We start from the raw sequence: 20,973 nt of genomic DNA, 5'->3' as shown, positions 1-20,973 counted from the left end.
CGCCGCCTGCGCAGCTTACTACATGGAGTTGTACGTTAGGTAGTTCAAGAGCAGATTTGCAGGATCTTTGATTTTAGCGAGAAAAGGGTCATTTGAGGCCAAATCACTGCTAGTCACCGCGCCAGCTTCATCCGTATTGATCCATTTTAGGTCGGGCCACTTTCGCAACCAGGTAAACTGCCGCTTGGCGAGTTGGCGCGTCGCAATCACGCCAAGCTCCCGGGCCTCCTCCAAAGAGCACTCACCGTCCAGATGGGCCCAGAGCTGTCGATAGCCCACGGCGCGTATCGCTGGTAAATCAGTGCGCAAGTCTCCGCGTTCCCGCAACCGTTGAACCTCGTCGAGAAAACCCGCTTCCATCATTTTCTCAAAGCGCAGCTCTATGCGCCGATGAAGCACCTGTCGATCCTCGGGCGCTATTGCGACGGCCAACACGTCATCCACATCCAGCAAGGAGTCAGACTGTTGCGCGTGAAGCGCGGTCATGGTCCTACCGGTGAGTCGGTAAACCTCGAGAGCCCGGGACAAACGCTGGGAATGGTTGGGGTGAATACGCGCAGCGGACTCCGGATCCACCTTGGCCAGCTCTTGATGCACGGCCGGCCAACCGTCACGGGCGGCGAGGCTGGCTATGGCGTCCCGCACCGCCGAATCCGCACCAGGCATTGCGGCAAAACCCCGCAATAAAGCGCTGTAGTAGAGCATTGTGCCGCCCACCAATATGGGGCGACGCCCCCGACCACGAACATCGTCTATCGCTTTCTGCGCATCAACGGCAAAGCGAGCTGCCGAGTAGGCCTCGCCCGGATCGCAGATATCGACCAAGTGGTGGGGATAGGCGGGTTTGGCGCTACCTATATCCAGATCGCGATACACCAGCGCAGAGTCCACGCTGATCAATTCGCCATTCAGAGCCTCTGCCAGCGCAATCGCAAGGTCGGTTTTTCCCGAGGCCGTGGGCCCCATGATGCACAGCAACGGTGCGCTCATGTTAGCGTCCGCGCAGAAACAGGCGATCCAGGTCCTGCACGCTCAGCGCCGTCCAGGTGGGGCGACCATGGTTGCACTGCCCCGAGCGTTCCGTGATCTCCATATCCCGAAGCAGGGCATTCATTTCGGGCACCGTCAATCGACGATTGGCACGCACCGAGCCATGGCAGGCCATGGTCGACAGCAGTTCGTCTTCGTGCCGGGCAATACGCTCGGAAGTTCCATACTCAAGAAGCTCCGCCAACACGTCCCGCAACAGCTGCTCCACGTCCGCGCCCTGCAGTGATACCGGAATTTCGCGAATCAGCAGACTTTCATCGCCAGCGACATCGACGCGCAGACCAAGACTCTCAAACAGAGTGGCGTGCTCCTCTACCAAAATGGCTTCGCGACTACTCACCGACACGCTCTGGGGAACCAGCAGCGGCTGACTGCGAATCCCCTGCTCATCCCTGGCTTGCTTGAGACGCTCGTAGGTAATGCGCTCGTGGGCTGCATGGGTATCCACCAGCACCATGCCCTCACGATTCTGAGCAAGGATGTAGATGCCATGAAGCTGCGCCAGGGCGTAGCCCAGCGGCGGAACCTCGGCTGTATCACCTTCAGCAACGCTGTCTTGGGAATCATGGTTGCCATATAGCTGCTGATAGCTCGCAGCAGTAGCCCCACCGAAATTGGCGGAGCCGCTGCTGGCGCGCTGAAAGTCACCGCGACTGCCGTGGTTTGGAAACACCGTCGGGGCGCTATTGAGTCCATCTCCCGCAGACGATTCAGCCAGCCCCATCTCCTGCTGGCGGACGAGTTCACCGGTGAGCAAGTCCAGACGTCCGGCGGATGCCGAAACTGGCGAGCTAGTCCCTTGTGTCGGCACAGATGCATCACTGGGACGGATATCCGCAAGCGCTTTGTGCAAGGTGCTGTAAATAAAACTGTGGACACTGCGGCCATCCCGAAAGCGCACTTCATGCTTGGTGGGATGCACGTTCACATCCACCTCGGCGGGATCCAACTCCAGATACAAAACAAAGGCCGGGTGGCGACCTTGATATAGCACGTCGCTGAACGCCTGGCGCACCGCGTGAACCACCAACTTATCGCGAATATAGCGGCCGTTAACATAAAAGTGTTGAAGATCCGCCTGGCTGCGAGAAAAGCTGGGCTGTGCCACCCACCCGTGCAGGCGCAGTTCTCCCGCATCGCGATCTATGGCAACAGCGTTTTCCACAAACCCTGGACCACAGAGTGTCGCCACCCTGCGCAACTGATCCGCCTCTGAATCGCAGCGACGGAGGTCGCGCAATTGTCTTCCGTTGTGCCGCAAGCCAAAGCTCACATCAAAACGCGCCAGCGCTATGCGCTTGACCACATCTTCCAGATGATTGAATTCCGTGCGCTCGGTACGCAAGAACTTTCGCCGAGCAGGCGTATTAAAAAATAGGTCTCTTACCTCTACCGTCGTGCCCTGAGGGTGTGCCGCGGGCTTCAGTGTGACGGCCATATCCCGCCCGGAACAGCTGGCAGACTGGCCATCGCTGTCTTCTTCCGCCGCGTTGCTGGTTACCAGTAAATGGGAGACGGAGCCGATACTGGCTAAGGCTTCACCGCGAAAACCAAAACTGCCCACCTGCTCGAGGTCTTCCAAAGAGCCTATTTTGCTCGTCGCATGACGATCCAGAGCGAGAGGCAGATCCTCTGGCCCAATGCCAGAGCCATTGTCCCGAATGCGGATCAGCTTGGTGCCCGCCGCTTCGATATCAATGTCTACTCGCTGAGCTCCGGCGTCGAGGCTATTTTCAAGCAATTCCTTCACCACGGAGGCCGGACGCTCGACCACTTCGCCGGCAGCGATCTGGTTGGCTAGGCGCGCGGGGAGGCGCTTGATCTGAGGCATATTGGCTGTCTGCTTCTGTCTATCTAGCTGGCGGGGATGCGCAGCGTTTGGCCCACAAGAATCTTGCTGTTACGCAAATTATTGTACTGACTCAGCAAGTTAACATTAACGTTGAAGCGCTGAGCGATCCCCGACAGTGTATCGCCCCCAACAATGGTGTACTCCTGCTCTCCGGCATCACGTAAATGCGCCAGCAATGAGCCGGGCGGCGGGTGACCGCGAAACCACTGCACAATACCCGTGTGAATAGCTCTTGCCATGCGCCGACGATAACTCGCCGACGCGAGTTTTTTGGCCTCTTCCGGGTTAGAAATAAAGCCCGTCTCTACGAGTATTGAGGGCACATCCGGTGACTTGAGTACCGCAAAGCCCGCCTGTTCCACCTGATTTTTGTGCAGCCGGGCAAACTGATTCATCTCGCCCAACACACTGGCCCCCAGGTTCAAGCTGCTATCAAGCGTCGCGGTCATGGACAAATCGGCGAGGGTCATCGCCAGGGCATCTTCCTTGTCACCCAGGCTTACACCACCCAGTAAGTCCGCTGCGTTCTCCCGCTGAGCAAGATAGCTCGCTGTGGTACTGGTCGCTCCCCGGGTAGACAACGCGTACACCGATGCTCCTCTTGCGCGTTTATCGCGAAACGCATCGGCATGTATGGAGACAAACATATCCGCCTGGCGCTTACGGGCCAGATCGCGACGCCCTTTGAGGCTCACGTAATAGTCGCCGCTGCGAATCAGTGTCGGAGCAAAACCCGGATCCGCTTTGAACAAACTGTGTAGCTCCTTGGCGATCTCAAGCACTACCTGCTTCTCGCGCAATCGACCGGGACCTGAAGCCCCCGGATCCTCTCCCCCGTGCCCCGCATCAATAGCGATGACAATATCTCTACGATCACTGCTGCGAGCGCTCTTTTTAACCGCTGGTGCCGCGACTTCAGTTTCGAGATCGTACAGGTCAATAACCAGACGATGATCGGCGACCTCTGAGGCCTTAAGGGCAAAGCTTCGCGGTCGCACGGCTTCGGAGAGATCGAGCACCAAACGCAAATCATCGCCTTCCCGAACGCCGCTGCGAATTCTTGAAATGGGGGTTTTCTCCAGCTCAAGGCTTGCGATCTCGGCGACCAGCAGCGCATCCGTAACATCGACAACCAGGCGTCTTGGGTTTTGTAATTCTAAAAGCCGGTGCTCCGTGGGGCCCGACAAGTCCAGCACCAGGCGGGTGTGATCCGGAGCGCGCCATAAGCGCAGGTCTTTTACCTCTATGGCCTTGGCATGAAGGAGTGAAGGCGTGGCGCACAGCAGAAGGATCAACGCTTTAAAAATGCATTGACGAGATTTCACTCTGCGCTCAGTACTGATTGTGGCCATCTCCCAACTTTGCTGCTCGATCGTCGAATACGCACAAACCACCCGACATTCAGATGTCTCCGGATTCCAGAGCCGCGAGGCATGCTCTCCCTTTGAGACTGTGCGACGTCATCTGCAGCGCACGCCCCGAACCATCGACCGTAAGTCTAATCTCCAGATCCGGCCGCGGCAAAAAGTCTCCACCACGCTCGGGCCATTCAACCACCACCAGCGCTCGGGTATCAAAGTAATCGCGAATCCCCAGATACTCCAACTCTTCCGGGTCGCCCAAACGATAGAGGTCAAAATGATAAAGAGGCTTCTCCAGATCCTCATAGGGCTCCACCACAGTGTAGGTGGGGCTCTTTACGGCGCCCCGGTGACCCAGACCCCGGGCGATACCCCTCGTGAGCGTGGTTTTTCCCGCGCCGAGCTCACCGTGCAAATAGAGCGTCGCCCCCTCGGGCAGCTGCTGTGCCAGCGATTCACCGAGACTCACCATGTCAGCCTCAGTAGCCACTGCTGCGTGCAGCGCTTGCTCCGGCCTTGCGGCGTCTTTTTTTATACCGGTCACTGTAGCAGCGACCCAAGGCAGGGCGCGAGGTCTCCTGCAAGCAGCGCCCTCTCGCCGATGTTAGCCGCGGCGCTGTCACCGGCCTGAGCGTGGAGCACCACCGCCAGAGCTGCGGCATCTTCCGCGGACAACCCCTGGGCGAGGAGCGCGCCGCAAATGCCGCTCAACACATCACCCATACCACCAGACGCCATGCCGGGATTACCATCGACACACAGGCCCTTGCGCTGTGCACCGACAACGAGACTCCCGTTGCCCTTGAGAACGACGGTCGCGCCCCAGGTCCGGAAAAGCTTCTCGGCGGCGGAGAATCGATCTCGCTGAATGTCACCCGAACTCATTCCTTCCACCGCTAACAGCCGCGCTGCCTCGCCAGGATGGGGCGTTATCACCGAGCCCGCGGGCAAGGTGCGCGGCCCCATCGTTGCAAGCAGGTTAAGCGCATCGGCATCCAGCAAGAGTGGTTTGGCAGACTCCAGGCAGGCATGCAGCATTTGCTCTCCCCAGGCTTCCTGACCCAGACCGGGTCCGATAATCACTGTATCTGCCCAGTCGAGCAGCGGCATCAATGCATTGCGGTGATCAACAGCGCTGACCATGGCTTCGGGACGACGCGCCAGAATCGCTGCAAGATGAGCTTCTCGGGTGGCGACGCGAACGAGCCCCACGCCGGTGCGCAGAGCAGCCTCCGCCGCAAGCACAATGGCACCACCCATACCGTGATCACCACCTACGATCAGGCAGCGCCCAAAGTGCCCCTTGTGAGCTCCCGGAGCGCGTTCAGGTAGAGCTCGTAAGGCGTCTTCGCGCCGCAGCACTTGGTAGGCATTATCCGCAGCAGAAAATGCCGCTTCGGGAACATCGAGGTCATCGTAAGACAGTGCCCCGGCATGCTCAGCACCGGCTCCCGTGTAGAGACCCCGTTTGGCAGTAATAAAGCTTACGGTCCACAATGCTCGCACTGCTGCACCACAAACGGCGCCGGTGTCGCTATCGATACCCGAGGGCACATCCAGTGCAAGTACGGGAACACTCATTGAATTGAGCGCTTCAATGGCAGCGCGGTACCCGGGACGAACATCACCGGAAATACCGGTACCCAACATCGCGTCAACGACGACTCCCTCATCGACCAAAACATCAGGGGCAAAGTTTTCGACAATTAAACCGGCGTTCTCAGCCCGAAGCGCGGCAGCTATGGCATCCTCGCTCCGTGGAGCTCCCCCCACAAGAAACACCCTGGTAGTAATCCCTCGCCCCTTGGCCAGCATGGCCAAAAGGAGTCCATCACCGCCGTTATTTCCGGGGCCACACAACACTTGCAGCATTTTTGGCAGAGCGCCGAACGCGGACTGTTTGGCGAGCAGCAGATCAAACGCCGCGCGGGCAGCCCGCGCCATCAACAGGGGGCCGGGCAGGCCGTGAACAGTAATTGCCTGGCGATCAACGGCGCGACTTTGCTCTGCGGTATACAGTAGCTGTGGCCGCCTGGCGCTCATTCTGCGCGGGCCTCTGGCACAATCGTCTCTATGGCATTAAAAAGCATGGCGCAATTATACGGTCACCGCGGCAAAAGGGCTGCAAACTGATGACAGATAAGCTTCTGGCTTCCGATCACGGAGACCTTCTGGAGGAGATACGCGGCTGGGCTCAGGAGTTGGGGTTCTCGCAGCTCGGTGTGAGCGATATCAATCTGGCTGAGCACGAGGAGTATCTGGAGCGATGGCTCGCGGCAGGATACCAGGGAGAGATGCAGTGGATGGGCGACCATGGCAAAAAGCGCTCCCGGCCAGAGGAACTAGTCCCGGGAACCTGCCGTGTTCTCTCTTTGCGTATGGATTACCTGAATGATGGCGCTGACCCCTTGACCGTACTAGAGGACCCGAACAAAGCCTATATCGCTCGCTACACTCTCGGCCGGGACTACCATAAGCTGGTTCGCAAGCGTCTGGCGACCCTGGCAAAACGCATTGAAGGGCACCTTGGCCGTGGTCAGTATCGCGCCTTTGTCGACAGCGCACCGGTGCTGGAACGCGCCCTGGCCGAGCGCGCGGGACTTGGCTGGATCGCCAAGAACACCATGCTCATTAACCAGGATGCGGGCTCGTGGTTTTTTCTAGGCGAGATTTATACCGACCTCCCATTACCCGTCGATCCACCGCAGGTCAGCAAGCACTGCGGAACCTGTCAGGCCTGTATCGATATCTGCCCTACCAATGCTTTTGTAGGACCCTTCGAGCTGGATGCCCGGCGCTGCATCTCTTACCTCACTATTGAACACAAGGGCAGTATCGACCCGGAACTGCGACCACTCATGGGAAACCGTATTTTCGGCTGCGATGACTGCCAGCTCGTGTGCCCCTGGAACAAGTTTGCAGAGCCCACCACAGAACAGGATTTTCAACCGCGTCACGGGTTGGACAATCAGGGACTACTGGAGCTCTTTAGCTGGAATGAAGAGACCTGGGCCGCGCGTACCGAAGGCTCAGCATTGCGGCGCATCGGTTACGAACGCTGGCTGCGTAATCTGGCCATAGCTCTGGGGAACGCCCCTTACAGCCTGGCGATTGTGGACGCGCTCCGACAGCGGGAGAGCCACCCTTCGGAGCTTGTTCAGGAACATGTTCGCTGGGCGCTGCAACGCCACGGCGCGGAGTGAGGGCTTATGCGCCAGCGTCGCAGTTTAAAAAGTGCTGCTGATAGTGGCGAAGCTCATCGATAGAGTCGCGGATATCTTCAAGGGCAAGATGCACTCCGCGTTTTTGCAAGCCTGCGGCAACATCCGGTCTCCAGCGCTGAGCGAGAATTTTCAATGTGCTGACGTCAAGATTGCGGTAGTGAAAGTAACGCTCCAACTCTGGCAGGTGTCGCGCCATAAAACGCCGGTCCTGACAAATGCTGTTACCGCACATGGGTGAAGCACCTGCAGGCACCCAATCTGCCAAAAAGGCCATGGTCAAACGACTCGCCTCGGCCTCGTCGATGGTACTCGCCCGCACCCGATCACAAAGACCCGAATTGCCATGATGCGTGGTATTCCACTCATCCATGGCATCGAGGGTCGCCTTCGACTGATGAATCGCGATCACTGGCCCTTCTGCGAGGGTGTTCAAGTCGCTATCCGTGACGATCGTCGCGATCTCAATCACGCGATCAGCGTCGGGATCGAGACCGGTCATTTCGAGGTCCACCCAGATTAAATTGCGCTCGTCGACCATCATTTTTTCCTTTCCACTGTCGCAATTGAGTTTAGCACGCGCTCGACACTCTCCCGGCAGCGCTCAATAATGCAGTCGTGAGCAAACGTAAACTCAATCGCCGCCAAAATTGGCGTATCGAACGCAAGCAGCAGGAGCGCGCCGACCGTGCTGAGCGCGCAGGCGCACTGGGCGATGAAGCCCTGGCGGGAGGGCAGCTTGGCGGCGAGCAGCGCGGTCGGGTCATCGCCCGCTACGGCACCCAGGCTGATGTGGAAGCCATTGACCTCCAGATCCATCGCTGTCATTTGCGTATGAATTTGGGCTCAATTGTTGCCGGAGATCAGGTGATCTTCTGTGCAGGCGAAGAAACAGGGGTTGTCGTGGCGCGGGAGGATCGCAGTACAGAACTGCGTCGCCCCGATAAGTTTGGAAAGCTTCGCAGCGTCGCCGCCAACATTGATCGCGTCATTATTGTTATCGCGCCCTACCCGGAACCTCACGGCGGCCTCATAGATCGTTATCTTGTGGCTACCGAAAATCTCGGTGCAGAAGCCGTGATTCTTCTGAATAAAGCAGACTTGCTGGACGACCCCTACTTAGCGGAGTCCATCGACATTCTTTTGGAGCCCTATGCACCTCTGGGGTATCTCACGATCAGAGCCCAGGGTAAGTTCGGCGCCATCGACGAACTTACAAAGCTGCTCGCCGGGCACACCAGCATTCTCGTAGGGCAATCCGGCGTGGGCAAAACCACCCTGGTGAATGCACTGCTTCCCGATGCGCAGCAACGCGTGTCAGAGCTGTCTCCTGACAAACAAAAGGGTCGACACACCACGACGACGGCTCGCCTTTTTGATGTGCCGGGTGGCGGATCATTGATCGACTCCCCGGGTATCCGGGAGTTCGGCCTTTGGCATATGAGTCGTGATGAAGTCGAACAGGGTTTTCGAGAGTTTCGCGAGTGCATTGGGCAATGCCGTTTTCGCGACTGCCAACACCAGAGCGAGCCGGGCTGTGCGCTTACTGCGGCCATCGACACCGGAGCTATTCATCCGGCGCGTCTGGACAGCTACCGGCGAATCATCGCCTCGCTGGATCAGCCTCTTCAAGGCTGAACGTCCGGCTGCACCCCGGCAATTGCGCCATTCAAGCCATTATAAGTGCTAGGCAGACAATTGCTCGCCCATACGCACGGTCGCGCCGGCGACGAGATCCTCATTCCAGGAAACGACGCCTTTGGGAAACAGTAAGATAACCGTTGAGCCGAGCAAAAAACGGCCCATCTCGCTGCCACGGTCAAGGAGGATCGGCGTGGGCGCTGTTACATGATCCCAGCGATCGACCTGCCGAAGACGGGGCGCCACCTGGCCGCTCCAAACCGTCTCGATACCTGCCACGATCATCGCCCCCACCAGTACCATGGCCATGGGCCCGCGGGGGGTATCGAAGTAGCTGATGTGCCGCTCATTTCGAGCAAACAGCCCATCGATGGCCGCGGCGGTGGTACCGTTTACTGAAAACAGATCGCCGGGGACGTAGCTGCTCGACTGCAGCTGACCGTCCAGCGGCATATGCACCCGATGGTAGTTCTTGGGTGAAAGATAGATCGTCGCAAAACTGCCTCCGGTAAACTGCTCGACGCGCGTGTGATCGCCCGCCAGTAAAGCATCGAGGGAATAACTGCGACCCTTGGCCTGCAGAACGCGCTGGCCATCAATGTCACCAATCTCACTTATTGCGCCGTCTGCGGGACAGGCAATACCGCTGGTGCACAGTGGCCGGACTCCGGGCTTTAGAGCCCGGGTAAAAAAGTCATTAAAGCTCTCGTAGGCCTCGGGAAATGGCCGCTCCGCTTCTTTGAGATCAACAGAATAGTGGCTCGCAAAGATCCCGATGACGCGATCTTTGAGCCAGCGAGGGCCCGTGGCGGTCGCAAGGCGACCGACAAGTCGGGACAGCGCATGCTGGGGCAGCAGGCGCTGAAGCAAGATAAACAGAGTGTCCACTGCGGTTTAGTATTTATCCAAATTGTTTTAGCTGCCGACCTATGGGGGTCAGAGATTCTCCTCGGCAAACGCGGCAAGTCTAGATCGGACAATGCCATTCACGTGCATGATACCCGCGTGATCATACCCTTTGCTGCGTTCTACGAGATAGGTCAGCCCCGAAGTCAGCGGAGAAATGTATTTATTATCGATCTGGGCCAGGTTGCCAAGCACGACAATTTTGGAATCCTCACCTACACGGCTGATAACTGACTTGAGCTGAAACTGGGTCAGGCCCTGCGCCTCATCGATAATGATATACGCGTTATTAAATGAGCGTCCGCGCATAAAGTTAAGTGACTTGAACTGAATATTGGCGCGTTCCTTCACGTAATCAATGCTGCCCGTGCAGGACTCATCAGAGCCGTGGAGGATCTCCAGGTTATCGTCAAATGCAGCAAGCCACGGCGCCATTTTCTCTTCTTCGGTGCCCGGAAGAAAACCAATATCCTCGGCGATGGGCGGCGTTGAACGCGCCACGATCAGCTTACTGTAGCGTCCCTCTTCAAGGATAGCGTGCAAACCATAAGCAAGAGCGATGAGGGTTTTACCGGAACCCGCTGGCCCGGTCATCACCGTCATATCTACGTCGTTGTTGCCGATAAGAGACATTGCCATCGCCTGCTCAAGATTCCGCGGCGACAGGCCCCAAAAACGACGATTCATCAAGTTGTCGCGACTGTCACAACGCAGATACAAATACTCGGCATCGATGCGGTGCACAAAGGCGAGAAAGTCCTGATCGTCATACAGGAACATGTTGGGATAGGCGTCGGCAACCGCGTCCCTGGATACCCGATGGAGCGTTACGTTGTCTTCGCGAATCGTATCGACTTCGTTAATGCCTGCCCAAAAATCGCCCTCAATGTGACGATAACCTTTGCACAGCAAATCAATATCATCGAGCACACGATCTCGCCGGTAGTCCTCTACGTGCAGCAGACCCGAGCCCTTGGCCTTGATGCGCATATTGATGTCTTTGGTAACAAGACAGACAAAAGCGCCCTCATTCTCCGCCTGCAGCTTCAGGGCAACGTTGATGATCCGATTGTCGTTGGCCTGATCAGGTGTGCCATCCAGATAGGGCACGTCACTGTGATCGTTAATCAGCTGGTCCGGGTAAATCGCCAGGGTGCCTCTGCTCCCTTGCTCGTCCGCTGAAGGGATACCAACGCCTTCCTGAATCGCCTGGGGTGAAGCCGCATCGACTATCTTATCGATCATATTGATCGCGATTCTGGCTTCGCGACTCACCGTTTTATCGCGGCGATCCTTAATGTGGTCCAGTTCTTCCAACACGGTCATAGGAATGACAATGTGGTGCTCGTTGAACGCCGTGACAGCTGTCGGGTCATGCAAAAGCACGTTGGTATCCAGCACATACACTTTCTTTGCTGGTTCGACGAGCGGGGTCAGGTCGTGCACAACGGAGCTAGATTCCATAAGCGATTCCTCGGGGCAGACAAGCAGAAAACGCCATATCGGACGATATGACGGCAAAAAAAGTGGTTAAACGCGCAGTGCGGTTCTTGAAAGCAACGCTGCGGGTGCAGCTGAAACGAACGCGCCCTGAAACGCGCTTAGCAACGCAGGCAAGAAAGAGCGAAAGGGTCGGTAAGTTCCATAACGAAGAGTAAAATTGCGAAGCGCCTGGATCTGTCAGAGCGACACGGGCTCCTGGCGCTTTGTGAGCACCTTCAGTACCAATCGCATCGGGGAATACACACCCGGTGCCTCACTGATCACCCTCTAAGGCTGGAAAGATCGTCGCGTCCACCTGAAGCTGGAAACACCTCGATTATTAGCTCTGGTCCGAAACACTGTCAACGGACTTCTGACAAAGTGCTGAAATTTCCAAACTGTACACGCTCCGCAGCAGTGGTTCACCGATGCCCGCCCCAAACAACCCCGGGCATCAGTGCAAGATATCTCCACTGAAAGTTAAGCACACTTAAACCGCTTTCAAACTGACACCTGCGGGCATTTCCGATAGCATAGCGCCCTTAAATTTGATGTAGGTCACCCACAGCTTTCCGATGTTAGATCGAGACGCCCTCGCCCAGCTCAAAGGGCTGAAAACCCAGATTGAATCCGAGAAGGAGCGCACCGAGGCAGTGCTTCGGGGTACCCCTGCGCGCTATGGGTTTGCCCGCACTGACGATGGCCGCGAAGTTTTCGTACCCCCGGACGAGATGCTCAAAGCATTCCCCGGGGATCGCGTGCGTGTCTGCCTGCGTCCGGGCAAAGACAAACGACCCATTGCCGAAATCGAAGGCCTCGTCGATAGCCCCATCGGAGAATTTACCGGCCGCTGCGTGAGCAAAGGCAAAGCGATGTTTGTGGAGCCCGACATTCCAGGCGTGAGTCGTTGGCTGTTTTTGCCACCGCAGGCGCGCAACGGTGCCAAGACAGGCGACTACCTCCGCTGCGCCTTGCAGCGACACCCTATTCGTGACGGTAAGCCCCAGGCCAAAGTGCTCGCGACCATAGGCGCCGCCGATGAGCCGGGCATAGAGAATAGCTACACCATGGCCAAGTACGGCCTGGAGCGCGAGTGGTCTGAGGGCGACAAAGAAAAGCTCAACGAAATCCTCGCCAACGCGGCCCCGGAGAACGACCCCGGGAGAGAAGACTTTTCGGATCTGGCCTTTGTCACCATCGATGCGGCAAGAACGCAGGATATCGACGATGCGCTATATGCCGAAGTCACCAGTGATGGCTGGCTGCTCTACGTAGCCATTGCCGACCCTACGGCCTACATCACCGCTGACTCACCGCTTCGAGCCACGGTCGCAGCGCGAGCAAGCAGCGCGTACTTTCACGGTGCTGTGGTTCCCATGCTACCGGAGAGCATCGCGCAGCAGCGCTGTGCGCTGACCGAGGGCGAATTACGCGCGGCTTTGGTTTGTCGGGTCGCGATCGCCGAAGACGGCAGCGTCGGCGAGTTTAAATTCTTTGAAGCGAAGATCCGCTCTCGAGCAAAACTGTCCTACTGTGCGGTTGATCGATACCTGAGCGGACAAGACGAATCTCTAATTTGCCATGCGACGCCCCTGGAAGCGCTCTATCAAGTATCCAGAGCACTCCGTAGCCGTCGTGAGGCCAATGAACTGGTGATGGAAGATCGTCAGGAGTTTCGCTGGCAACTCAATGATCGCGGCCATATCGAGAGCATAGAGCCCTGTGAGAAGCTGAGCTCTCAGCGCCTCGTAGAGGAATGCATGGTCGCGACAAACCGCTGCGCGGCTGTGCTCCTGGCCGATGCAGGAGCCAGCGGACCGTTCGTGGTGCACGATGGCTTTCGAAGAGATCGATTGAAGGACCGCGAGAAGTTTCTCGAGCTCTACGTGAAGGATGCGGGGAGTCTCGATCCCGATTCCCTCGAAGGTTATCGAGACTTGCTGCGCCAGCTCGCGGCCAGTGAGCATGAACTGCCTTTGCGTAGCATGGTGAATCGCTTGCTCACCCGTGCGCGTCTGTCCAAAAAACCCGGTGCTCACATGGGCATGTCTCTACCGCTCTACACAAACTGCACATCGCCACTGCGCAAATACCTGGACTTTCTTGTGCACTTGCAGATCAAAGCAACACTGCGTGGAGAAGCTGCAGCGGCTTGTGAACAACCCGAGCTCGATACCCTTAACCAGAAGCTTCAGAAGCTCCGTCAAATCAGCAATGAAGCAGAGCGCTGGTTAACGCTTGAGTATCTCCAACGTCAGTCAGAGGTCGCTCCGGGCCCTTGGTCTGCCCATGTATCGCACATGGGCAACAACGGTTTCAGTGTCCGTTTGGACGACAGTGGTCTGGAGGGCTACGTGGACCTGCGCAAAGCCGGAGAAAAGTTTCACTTTGATAAGTGGACAGCGACCCTCAAAAGCAAGAGCCGACACTTCAGAGTGAATACTCCAGTGAAGGTCACGCTCATAGGCAGCGATGAAGAAACGGCTCATCTGCCGCTGTTTAAACTTGATCCGAATTCGGGACGGAAGCTCGAAGTGATCTCACAGCCCGAAGAGACAACAGACGCCTAAGCCGCCGCGGTAAAACCGGGCGGCAGCACCTCAGGAGCTGCCTCTAGAAGTGTGCGTTACCCGGGGTGCGGGGAAATGGAATAGCGTCGCGAATGTTTTCCATGCCCGTGACGTAGTTGATCAGACGCTCAAAACCCAAGCCAAAGCCTGAGTGGGGAACGGTGCCGTAGCGCCGCAGATCCCGATACCACCAGAGCTCCTCAAGTAGCTGAGGATCCATCCGCGCATCCAGCACATCCAGGCGTTCTTCGCGCTGGCTGCCGCCAATGATTTCACCGATACCCGGCGCTAACACGTCCATCGCCGCTACGGTTTTTTCATCGTCATTAAGGCGCATGTAAAAAGCTTTGATCTCCCGGGGGTAGTTCATGAGAACCACGGGGCGTCCCACGTGTTGCTCGCAGAGAAAACGCTCATGCTCACTGGCAAGATCAACACCCCATTCCACAGGAAACTCAAACTTTTGACCGCTGTTTTGAAGAATTGTGATCGCATCGCTGTAGTTCATGCGCTCAAAGTTCTGGTCGACCATCGCGGTGAGTCTGGATAACACCGTGTCATCAACACGCTGATTGAAAAAAGCCAGATCGTCTTCGCACTCGTTCAACACCCGACTGAACACATGCTTGAGCAGGGACTCCGCAAGATCCGCATTCTCTGCGAGGTCCGCAAAAGCCACCTCAGGCTCAATCATCCAGAATTCCGCCAGATGGCGACTGGTGTTGCTGTTTTCGGCGCGAAAGGTTGGCCCAAAGGTGTACACCTTACTCATGGAGAGGCAGTAGGATTCCACCGCCAACTGGCCGCTCACTGTAAGAAAGGCATCACCACCAAAAAAATCCTGCCCGTAGTCCACCTTGCCGTCAGCTGTCCGGGGAATATTGTTCATATCCAGGGTACTGACGCGGAAAAGCTCTCCGGCTCCCTCGCAATCGCTGCCGGTGATAATGGGTGTATTCACCCAATAAAAGCCGTTGTCATGAAAATAGCTGTGAACGGCATTTGCCAGACTGTGGCGTACGCGCGTGATCGCACCAAAAGTGTTAGTGCGCGGTCTGAGGTGCGCCTGAGTGCGCAGGTACTCAAAAGTGTGGCGCTTCTTGGCAATGGGGTAGGTTTCGGGGTCATCAACCCATCCGAGCACCCGCACCTCACTAGCCTGAATCTCTACCTGCTGCCCCTTGCCCTGAGAGGGAACCAAGGTTCCCCGAAGCTCTACCGAGCAACCGGTGCTGAGCTGCAATATCTCACTCTCATAATTGCCAAGATCCGCAGGCACCACGGCCTGAATCGCATCAAATGACGATCCATCGTGTATCGCAAGAAAAGAAATGCCCGCCTTGGAGTCGCGCTTGCTGCGCAGCCAACCGCGCACAGCCACTTCAACCCCCGAGTCAGGGTCGGTTTGTAGTAAGTCGAGAACGCGTGAAAACGCTGTCATGGTTCGTCTCCAACCGAAAGGCGCGGAGCATACCCAAACTACTTTGGAACTGCCATGCCTGCGAGGGGTTCAGAGCGTAGCGGCCTGCTGCTCGCGAATGATTTTTAGCTGAACACGGTAGCGCTGCTTTTCGACATGGAAAGAGGCTCGCTCGATAGCTCTCGAGATAAGTCGCTCCGCCTCTTGGTCATTCCCCAACTCGTGGGCGGCCAGGCCCTGACTGTAGATCAGCAAACCATCATCGGGCTGCAATTTGGTAGCTCGCGCGTAGTGCTCGTAGGCCAGGTCCCAATCTTCCTCTTCCATAGCCAGATCGCCGAGGCTCGCGTGGTAGTAAGGATTCAAATTCCGGTACCGCTCAAGACGATCTTCCCAGTAATTCTGCTCATTACTGCGCCCCTGCAACTCGTAAAGAACGACGAGGTTGTTCATTGCCGATCGATCTCCGTTATCTATCTCCAGAGCACGAAAATAAGCTTGCTCCGCCTCGGCGTACTGCCCGGCATAGCGATAGATTGCTCCCAGGTTTACCCACAGCTGCGAAAACCCGGGCGCCTCTTCGAGTCCACGCACCACCTGCTGCCAGGCATAGACCGGGCGATCGTTCGCCAGCGCGTTCATGGCGAGGTTGTTGTAATACAGGGCAAACCCCTCTTCATCGCTCATAAGCCGCGCGCCGGCCACTTCCGAGCGATTTAGGGGGTCGATATCCACCATGTACTCAGTTGTGTCACGCATTTTGACCTGCACATTAACGTGCAAGCGAATGGCAACGCGATCACCCATACGATGCCACTCGGGTCGCACCTCCATCCATTGATACTGCGCGTTGAGTCCCGCCTCGCGAGCGAGGGCCGTGAACATATGCGCGTAACTCAGACAGTTGGCAGTACCTCGGTCAAAGGCATCGCGAGCCGTGCCATCGGCGAAGGGGTCATATTGCATCCCCAGGGCACCCTGACCCTTGATGGCGCGATGGAGCGCCATGAGTTTGTTGTGGGCGTTATTGGATTCTCCGGTGTGGAGCTCTACGAATTCTTTCATTTCTTCGGTGACCAGCAGGATTCCGGGGTCATCGGCCTCCAGGTCGTGAGGCTCGTAGCGGTGGATCTGCCCATCCAGCTTGAGCGGCGGAACATCCCGCGCGTCAAAGGCCCACTGGGGAGTGCTGGCACAGGCGCCCAAAAGCACGGGCAAAACAACGGATAAGAGTGTGCGGGTAGCGATCGCTCTGGAAATTTTCATGCTTAACACCCCCTCAACAGGATTAAGGCACCGAACCTCGCCCTATCCCTGGACAAACTGATGTTGCGTAAACTCATCAACTAATGCTTCGACATAACTTTGGTCGTCAGCGCTAAAGCGGGCAGCGGACGGACTATCGATATCCAGAACCGCAACGATGTCATGCTGCGCTCTTACGGGAACTACAAGCTCGGATCTAGACCGAATATCACAGGCTATATGCCCAGGATAGGCATGAACGTCATCAACCCGCTGGGTTTCACCGGAGGCGACGCAGTTTCCGCAAACGCCGCGACCCACGGGAATTCGCACGCAGGCCGGGTTGCCCTGAAAAGGGCCCAGAACCAATTGCTCGCCTTTGAGGAAATAAAAACCCAGCCAATTGATATCAGGCAACAGGGTATTGAGAAACGCGGCAGTATTAGCGGCGTTTGCAATGAGATCGTCTTCGCCTGTCAACAGCCCGCGCAATTGCTGACGGGCCTCAGAAACAGACAGTCGCGGCTCCAGACTCTTGGCAGCTCCAAGCTCGGCTACTTCGTACATGTTCTGAGTATGGTACAAAGCCGACGCGAACGCCAAGTCAGACGACCGCGTAGAGCAGTCGTTTTGTCGCTTAAGACACTAGGACTCTAAGAGCGCTACCAACAGGTCTCTGACGAGACTCGGATCGTTTCAGCACCAGACCACCGCCAGCGACTAGCCTTTATCAATGGCCGCATGCAGTTCGATGTATTGCTGGGTGAGCTTATGCGACGGGGCAAGATCGATGAGGGGTCGGTGTAAATAGTGTGATTCTTTCATCTTCACAGAGCTATTGAGGAAGGTGGAGATGACCGGGAAGCCTTCGGCCTCCAGTTCGGCAACCAGCTCTCCAGGCAGTCGCGCTTGGCTATTAAACTGGTTAATCACGATACCCTCGACACCCAGATCCTCGTTGTGATCCTCACGCAGCTCGGCAATGTTATCCATCAGAGCATACAGGCTTTGTCGGGCGAAACTGTCGCAATCAAAGGGTATCAGGACGCTATCTGCAGCGATCAGCGCCGATTTTGAGTAAAAATTGAAGTTCGGCGGTGTGTCGATGTAAATCCGATCGTACTCATCCTCCAGTTTGATGAGTGCATCCCGAAGCTTATAAATTTTGTAGCGTGCCTCAAGCTCACGCTCAAGTTCGGATAGCAGTGCACTGGAGGGCATCAGAAACAGGTTTTCGTAGGGTGTTTCCCACACAAATGCATCCGGATTACGACTCATACGCCGAGAACCCACGGTCTGCTTGAACAAGCCGGATACGCCCTGTGCCTCTGCGGGAAAAGCCTCCGCATCGATTTCACCGACCAGGTAATGCGTGGTGTTGCCCTGAACATCCAGATCTATGACAAGAGTCTTGCGGCCCAGGCTGGCGTCTATGGCCGCGAGGTTGCAGGTGATGCTGGTTTTACCCACGCCGCCTTTTTGATTGAACACCACACGCTTCATGAGTACTCCCGATCGAATCCATGATCCGTAAAGGGCAGGCAGTGTAGCCAAGCCCGGGCAGACTGTCAGCCGCAAAAGCGCAAGACAGCTTGTAGTCGGTACTTAGACACGCCTGTGCTACTTTTCGCACCGCGCTACCACTCTTGATGGAGAAAAACATGGCCGAAGTACCCCGCGTGCAGTTGCTGCTGACCGGTGACGAGTTGATGAGTGGAGACACTGTGGACTCAAACTCGGCGCTCATAGCGCGTGAACTAGCGGGACTTGGACTCACACCTTGCAGGCGCGTGACCTTGGGCGATGACCGTCAGGCCCTCGCGCGGGAAATGTCGACGCTGGCGTCAGACGCAAATGTGCTCATTGTGAATGGAGGCCTGGGGCCAACCATCGACGATTTGACCGCCGCCGTGCTCGCAGAGGTCGCGGACAGCGGTCTCGAAGAACATCCCGATGCCGTCAGTCATCTCGAGCAATGGTGCGAAAAACGCGGCCTTGTGCTTAACGCGGCGAATCGGAAACAGGCCATGCTGCCTGCCGGCTGCACCCTGATCCCCAACCCCGTGGGCAGTGCAGTGGGGTTCTCGATGGTCGTGAGTGGCTGTCTGGTGCTCTGCACCCCCGGCGTACCCGGGGAGCTGCGCGCCATGCTACCGATTATTCTAGAGCGCCTGCGCGAGCGCTTTGGCATTACCTTGCAAAAAGACATTCTGCGACTCCAAACCTTCGGACTGGGGGAGTCCACAGCACAGCAACTCGTCGTGGATAATCATCCCGACTGGCCCGAAGAAGTTGTCCTGAGCTTTCGCGCCGGCGCGCCGCAACTGGAAATCAAACTCAGCGTTACCCGGGCCGAAGACCGCCCCTTACGCGAGCAGTGTCACGATTGGCTGCAGTCGCTGTTTGGCGATCACATCATCGGCGAGGGCGACACGCGTATCGCAGAGGCGGTTATCAATCTTGCGCGGGAATCCGGTATCACACTCAGCTGCGCCGAATCCTGCACGGGTGGCATGATCGCGTCTATGCTCACCCAGATAGCGGGTGCTTCCGATGTTTTCCCCGGCGGTTTTGTTACCTACTCCAACGCCCTCAAACAGTCTGTACTGGGTGTGCAGGCGTCAACTTTGGAATCGGAGGGCGCTGTCAGCGAAGCCACGGTCAAAGAAATGGTCAGCGGAGCTCTCGATGCCTCAGGAGCGGATCTGGCGGTGGCGGTATCAGGAATTGCTGGCCCGGGAGGGGGTAGTGCGGAAAAACCTGTTGGTACGGTCTGGCTAGCCTGGGGAGATCGCCAGCGGGTAGAAACGGTCTGTCTTTGCTGGCCCGTAGAACGCGTGCTATTTCAAACGATGGTCGCGGCTGCCGCACTGGACGTACTGCGTCGTCGCCTTGCAGGCATCGATAAGCAATCGAGCTACTTTGACCAAAGACGTATGCGCTGAAGGATCAAAGACGCATGCACTGAAGCAGTTGCTAGGGTTGTAGCTGCGCGACGTCCCAGCTGCCATCCTCGGCTCGCACATAGCGAAAACGATCATGGAGGCGATGCTCACCACCTTGCCAGAACTCTATGCGCTGCGCTTGCACTCGATATCCGCCCCAAAAATCTGGCACCGGTACGTCGCCATCCGCAAACTTGTTGCGGAGCTTGCGCACTTCTTCTTCGAGTAGGGCGCGCTTCGCGATAGGGCGACTCTGACGAGAGGCCCAGGCAGCGATCTGACTCTCTCTCGGGCGCGACAAAAAGTACGTGGCTGACTCTGTGAGGCTCATGCGCTCAGCTACACCACCTACGATCACTTGACGATCAAGTTCATTCCAGGGAAACAACAGCGATACATTTTGGTTGACGGCCATTGCCTTGGCCTTGTCGCTACCAAAGTTGGTGTAAAACACAAAACCGCCCTCAGAGAGCCCCTTAAGCAGGACGATGCGCTGCCAGGGCCGACCTTCTTCATCGATGGTAGAAAGGGCCATCGCCGTGGGGTCCGACAGCCCCGCTTTGACCGCCTGCTCCAGCCAAAGCTCAAACTGCGCGATGGGTGAAGCCGACAGATCCTCAGCAGTGAGTCCACCGGCGGTGTACTCCCTCCGGTAACTCTCGAAATTGCCGCTCATCAGGGTGCGCTGCTATCCGGCGGAAATGGCGCCAATACTGCTTTCACTGCGACAGCGCGATTCATCTCGGCATCTTTGGGATCAGGGTTGCTCTTGAGCGTCGACTGAATCGTCGAACGCCATACCGAGCGGTTTCGCTCGGGATCAATCAGGTCGACGATAAACGTGCCTTCGATGTACTGGCGAACGCTTACATCAGAGACGGGAGGTCCGCATCGCCAGCAGTTGTATGCACTGGCCGCATTGTAGGATCGAATGTCCGTCTTCTCACGGGTCACGAGATGCCATGCCAGATAAACGTCCGCTGCGTCCCGGTCACTGACAATCTCGTACCCCCGGGACTGCAATTCGATACCCAGAGACTTGTTAATACGATCCACCTGCATATCGCTGATCAGCTTCTCTGCGGCGGACGTTCGATCAATGGGCAAGATGGCCAGGCGCTGCACTTCATCAAAGGCAAAATCAGCATCAAAATCGCTAACAGCCTCCAATGACGACATCCCGCTGCTGGCACAAGCGTTCATCAGGTATGCCAGGACGACAAATGCACCCGCACGAAGCATTAAACGCATTCAACTCTCTCCCAAGTTTCAAAATATCG

At 56.9% G+C, this 20,973-nt stretch carries 18 protein-coding genes; 4 read left to right on the top strand and 14 right to left on the bottom strand.

Going from position 1 to position 20,973, the window contains the following annotated elements; genetic code table 11:
- Positions 1-18 precede the first annotated feature (18 nt).
- Genes miaA through ACTG39_RS09845 form a run of 5 tightly spaced genes read right to left on the bottom strand, consistent with a single transcriptional unit; the run spans position 19 to position 6,306 of the window.
- The gene (miaA, locus tag ACTG39_RS09865; protein ID WP_439107378.1) at positions 19-990 is read right to left on the bottom strand and encodes a tRNA (adenosine(37)-N6)-dimethylallyltransferase MiaA; all 972 of its coding nucleotides are present in this window, start codon (positions 988-990) and stop codon (positions 19-21) included.
- Between the two features lies 1 nt (position 991).
- Complete coding sequence (gene mutL / locus ACTG39_RS09860; RefSeq protein ID WP_439107377.1) at positions 992-2,881, bottom strand: DNA mismatch repair endonuclease MutL; 1,890 nt, start codon at positions 2,879-2,881, stop codon at positions 992-994.
- A 23-nt stretch (positions 2,882-2,904) separates the two neighbouring features.
- The gene (locus ACTG39_RS09855) at positions 2,905-4,254 is read right to left on the bottom strand and encodes an N-acetylmuramoyl-L-alanine amidase (protein WP_439107376.1); all 1,350 of its coding nucleotides are present in this window, start codon (positions 4,252-4,254) and stop codon (positions 2,905-2,907) included.
- A 49-nt stretch (positions 4,255-4,303) separates the two neighbouring features.
- Positions 4,304-4,807, bottom strand: a complete 504-nt coding sequence (gene tsaE / locus ACTG39_RS09850) for a tRNA (adenosine(37)-N6)-threonylcarbamoyltransferase complex ATPase subunit type 1 TsaE (protein ID WP_439107375.1) — start codon at positions 4,805-4,807, stop codon at positions 4,304-4,306.
- Positions 4,804-6,306: an NAD(P)H-hydrate dehydratase gene (locus ACTG39_RS09845; protein ID WP_439107374.1), complete on the bottom strand. Its 1,503-nt coding sequence runs from the start codon at positions 6,304-6,306 to the stop codon at positions 4,804-4,806. The genes tsaE and ACTG39_RS09845 overlap by 4 nt, the downstream gene beginning before the upstream one ends.
- 89 nt (positions 6,307-6,395) lie before the next feature.
- Between ACTG39_RS09845 and queG the strand changes: the two genes are divergently transcribed.
- A complete protein-coding gene (gene queG / locus ACTG39_RS09840; protein WP_439107373.1) occupies positions 6,396-7,466 on the top strand; it encodes a tRNA epoxyqueuosine(34) reductase QueG in 1,071 nt (356 codons plus the stop codon).
- Between the two features lie 4 nt (positions 7,467-7,470).
- On the opposite strand, the gene orn is transcribed toward queG, so the two are convergent.
- Positions 7,471-8,025 (bottom strand): oligoribonuclease, encoded by a 555-nt coding sequence (gene orn, locus ACTG39_RS09835; protein ID WP_439107390.1) that lies wholly within the window; start codon positions 8,023-8,025, stop codon positions 7,471-7,473.
- A 77-nt stretch (positions 8,026-8,102) separates the two neighbouring features.
- On the opposite strand from orn, the gene rsgA reads away from it, so the two are divergent.
- Complete coding sequence (rsgA, locus tag ACTG39_RS09830; protein ID WP_439107372.1) at positions 8,103-9,122, top strand: small ribosomal subunit biogenesis GTPase RsgA; 1,020 nt, start codon at positions 8,103-8,105, stop codon at positions 9,120-9,122.
- 48 nt (positions 9,123-9,170) lie between these two features.
- On the opposite strand, the gene asd is transcribed toward rsgA, so the two are convergent.
- Together asd and ACTG39_RS09820 are read right to left on the bottom strand one after the other, a co-directional pair.
- Entirely contained in the window at positions 9,171-9,995 is an 825-nt protein-coding gene (asd, locus tag ACTG39_RS09825; protein WP_439107371.1) for an archaetidylserine decarboxylase, read from the bottom strand.
- A gap of 66 nt (positions 9,996-10,061) precedes the next feature.
- Positions 10,062-11,495, bottom strand: coding sequence for a PhoH family protein (locus ACTG39_RS09820; RefSeq protein ID WP_439107370.1), 1,434 nt, complete (start codon positions 11,493-11,495; stop codon positions 10,062-10,064).
- A 593-nt stretch (positions 11,496-12,088) separates the two neighbouring features.
- On the opposite strand from ACTG39_RS09820, the gene ACTG39_RS09815 reads away from it, so the two are divergent.
- Positions 12,089-14,083: a VacB/RNase II family 3'-5' exoribonuclease gene (locus ACTG39_RS09815; RefSeq protein ID WP_439107369.1), complete on the top strand. Its 1,995-nt coding sequence runs from the start codon at positions 12,089-12,091 to the stop codon at positions 14,081-14,083.
- 43 nt (positions 14,084-14,126) lie between these two features.
- Here the strand turns inward: ACTG39_RS09815 and asnS are convergent, their stop codons facing one another.
- The 4 genes from asnS to ACTG39_RS09795 all read right to left on the bottom strand — a co-directional run bounded on the left by asnS (position 14,127) and on the right by ACTG39_RS09795 (position 18,251).
- Positions 14,127-15,524: an asparagine--tRNA ligase gene (gene asnS / locus ACTG39_RS09810; RefSeq protein WP_439107368.1), complete on the bottom strand. Its 1,398-nt coding sequence runs from the start codon at positions 15,522-15,524 to the stop codon at positions 14,127-14,129.
- A 69-nt stretch (positions 15,525-15,593) separates the two neighbouring features.
- A complete protein-coding gene (locus ACTG39_RS09805) occupies positions 15,594-16,769 on the bottom strand; it encodes a tetratricopeptide repeat protein (RefSeq protein ID WP_439107367.1) in 1,176 nt (391 codons plus the stop codon).
- Positions 16,770-16,811: 42 nt separating this feature from the next.
- The gene (locus ACTG39_RS09800) at positions 16,812-17,315 is read right to left on the bottom strand and encodes a GAF domain-containing protein (RefSeq protein WP_439107366.1); all 504 of its coding nucleotides are present in this window, start codon (positions 17,313-17,315) and stop codon (positions 16,812-16,814) included.
- A gap of 153 nt (positions 17,316-17,468) precedes the next feature.
- Positions 17,469-18,251, bottom strand: a complete 783-nt coding sequence (locus ACTG39_RS09795; protein WP_439107365.1) for a ParA family protein — start codon at positions 18,249-18,251, stop codon at positions 17,469-17,471.
- Between the two features lie 158 nt (positions 18,252-18,409).
- Here ACTG39_RS09795 and ACTG39_RS09790 point away from each other — a divergent pair, with 158 nt between their 5' ends.
- Entirely contained in the window at positions 18,410-19,693 is a 1,284-nt protein-coding gene (locus ACTG39_RS09790; protein WP_439107364.1) for a CinA family nicotinamide mononucleotide deamidase-related protein, read from the top strand.
- Between the two features lie 31 nt (positions 19,694-19,724).
- On the opposite strand, the gene pdxH is transcribed toward ACTG39_RS09790, so the two are convergent.
- Both pdxH and ACTG39_RS09780 read right to left on the bottom strand, forming a co-directional pair.
- The gene (pdxH, locus tag ACTG39_RS09785; protein WP_439107363.1) at positions 19,725-20,369 is read right to left on the bottom strand and encodes a pyridoxamine 5'-phosphate oxidase; all 645 of its coding nucleotides are present in this window, start codon (positions 20,367-20,369) and stop codon (positions 19,725-19,727) included.
- Positions 20,369-20,944 carry a DUF4136 domain-containing protein gene (locus ACTG39_RS09780; RefSeq protein WP_439107362.1) on the bottom strand — a complete coding sequence of 192 codons (576 nt, stop codon included), beginning with the start codon at positions 20,942-20,944 and terminating at the stop codon, positions 20,369-20,371. The genes pdxH and ACTG39_RS09780 overlap by 1 nt, the downstream gene beginning before the upstream one ends.
- Between the last annotated feature and the right edge of the window lie 29 nt (positions 20,945-20,973).

This window comes from Congregibacter sp. (assembly GCF_965662665.1).
In the GTDB taxonomy this organism is placed as follows: domain Bacteria; phylum Pseudomonadota; class Gammaproteobacteria; order Pseudomonadales; family Halieaceae; genus Congregibacter.
This window is presented reverse-complemented; position numbering and strand designations above follow the sequence as displayed.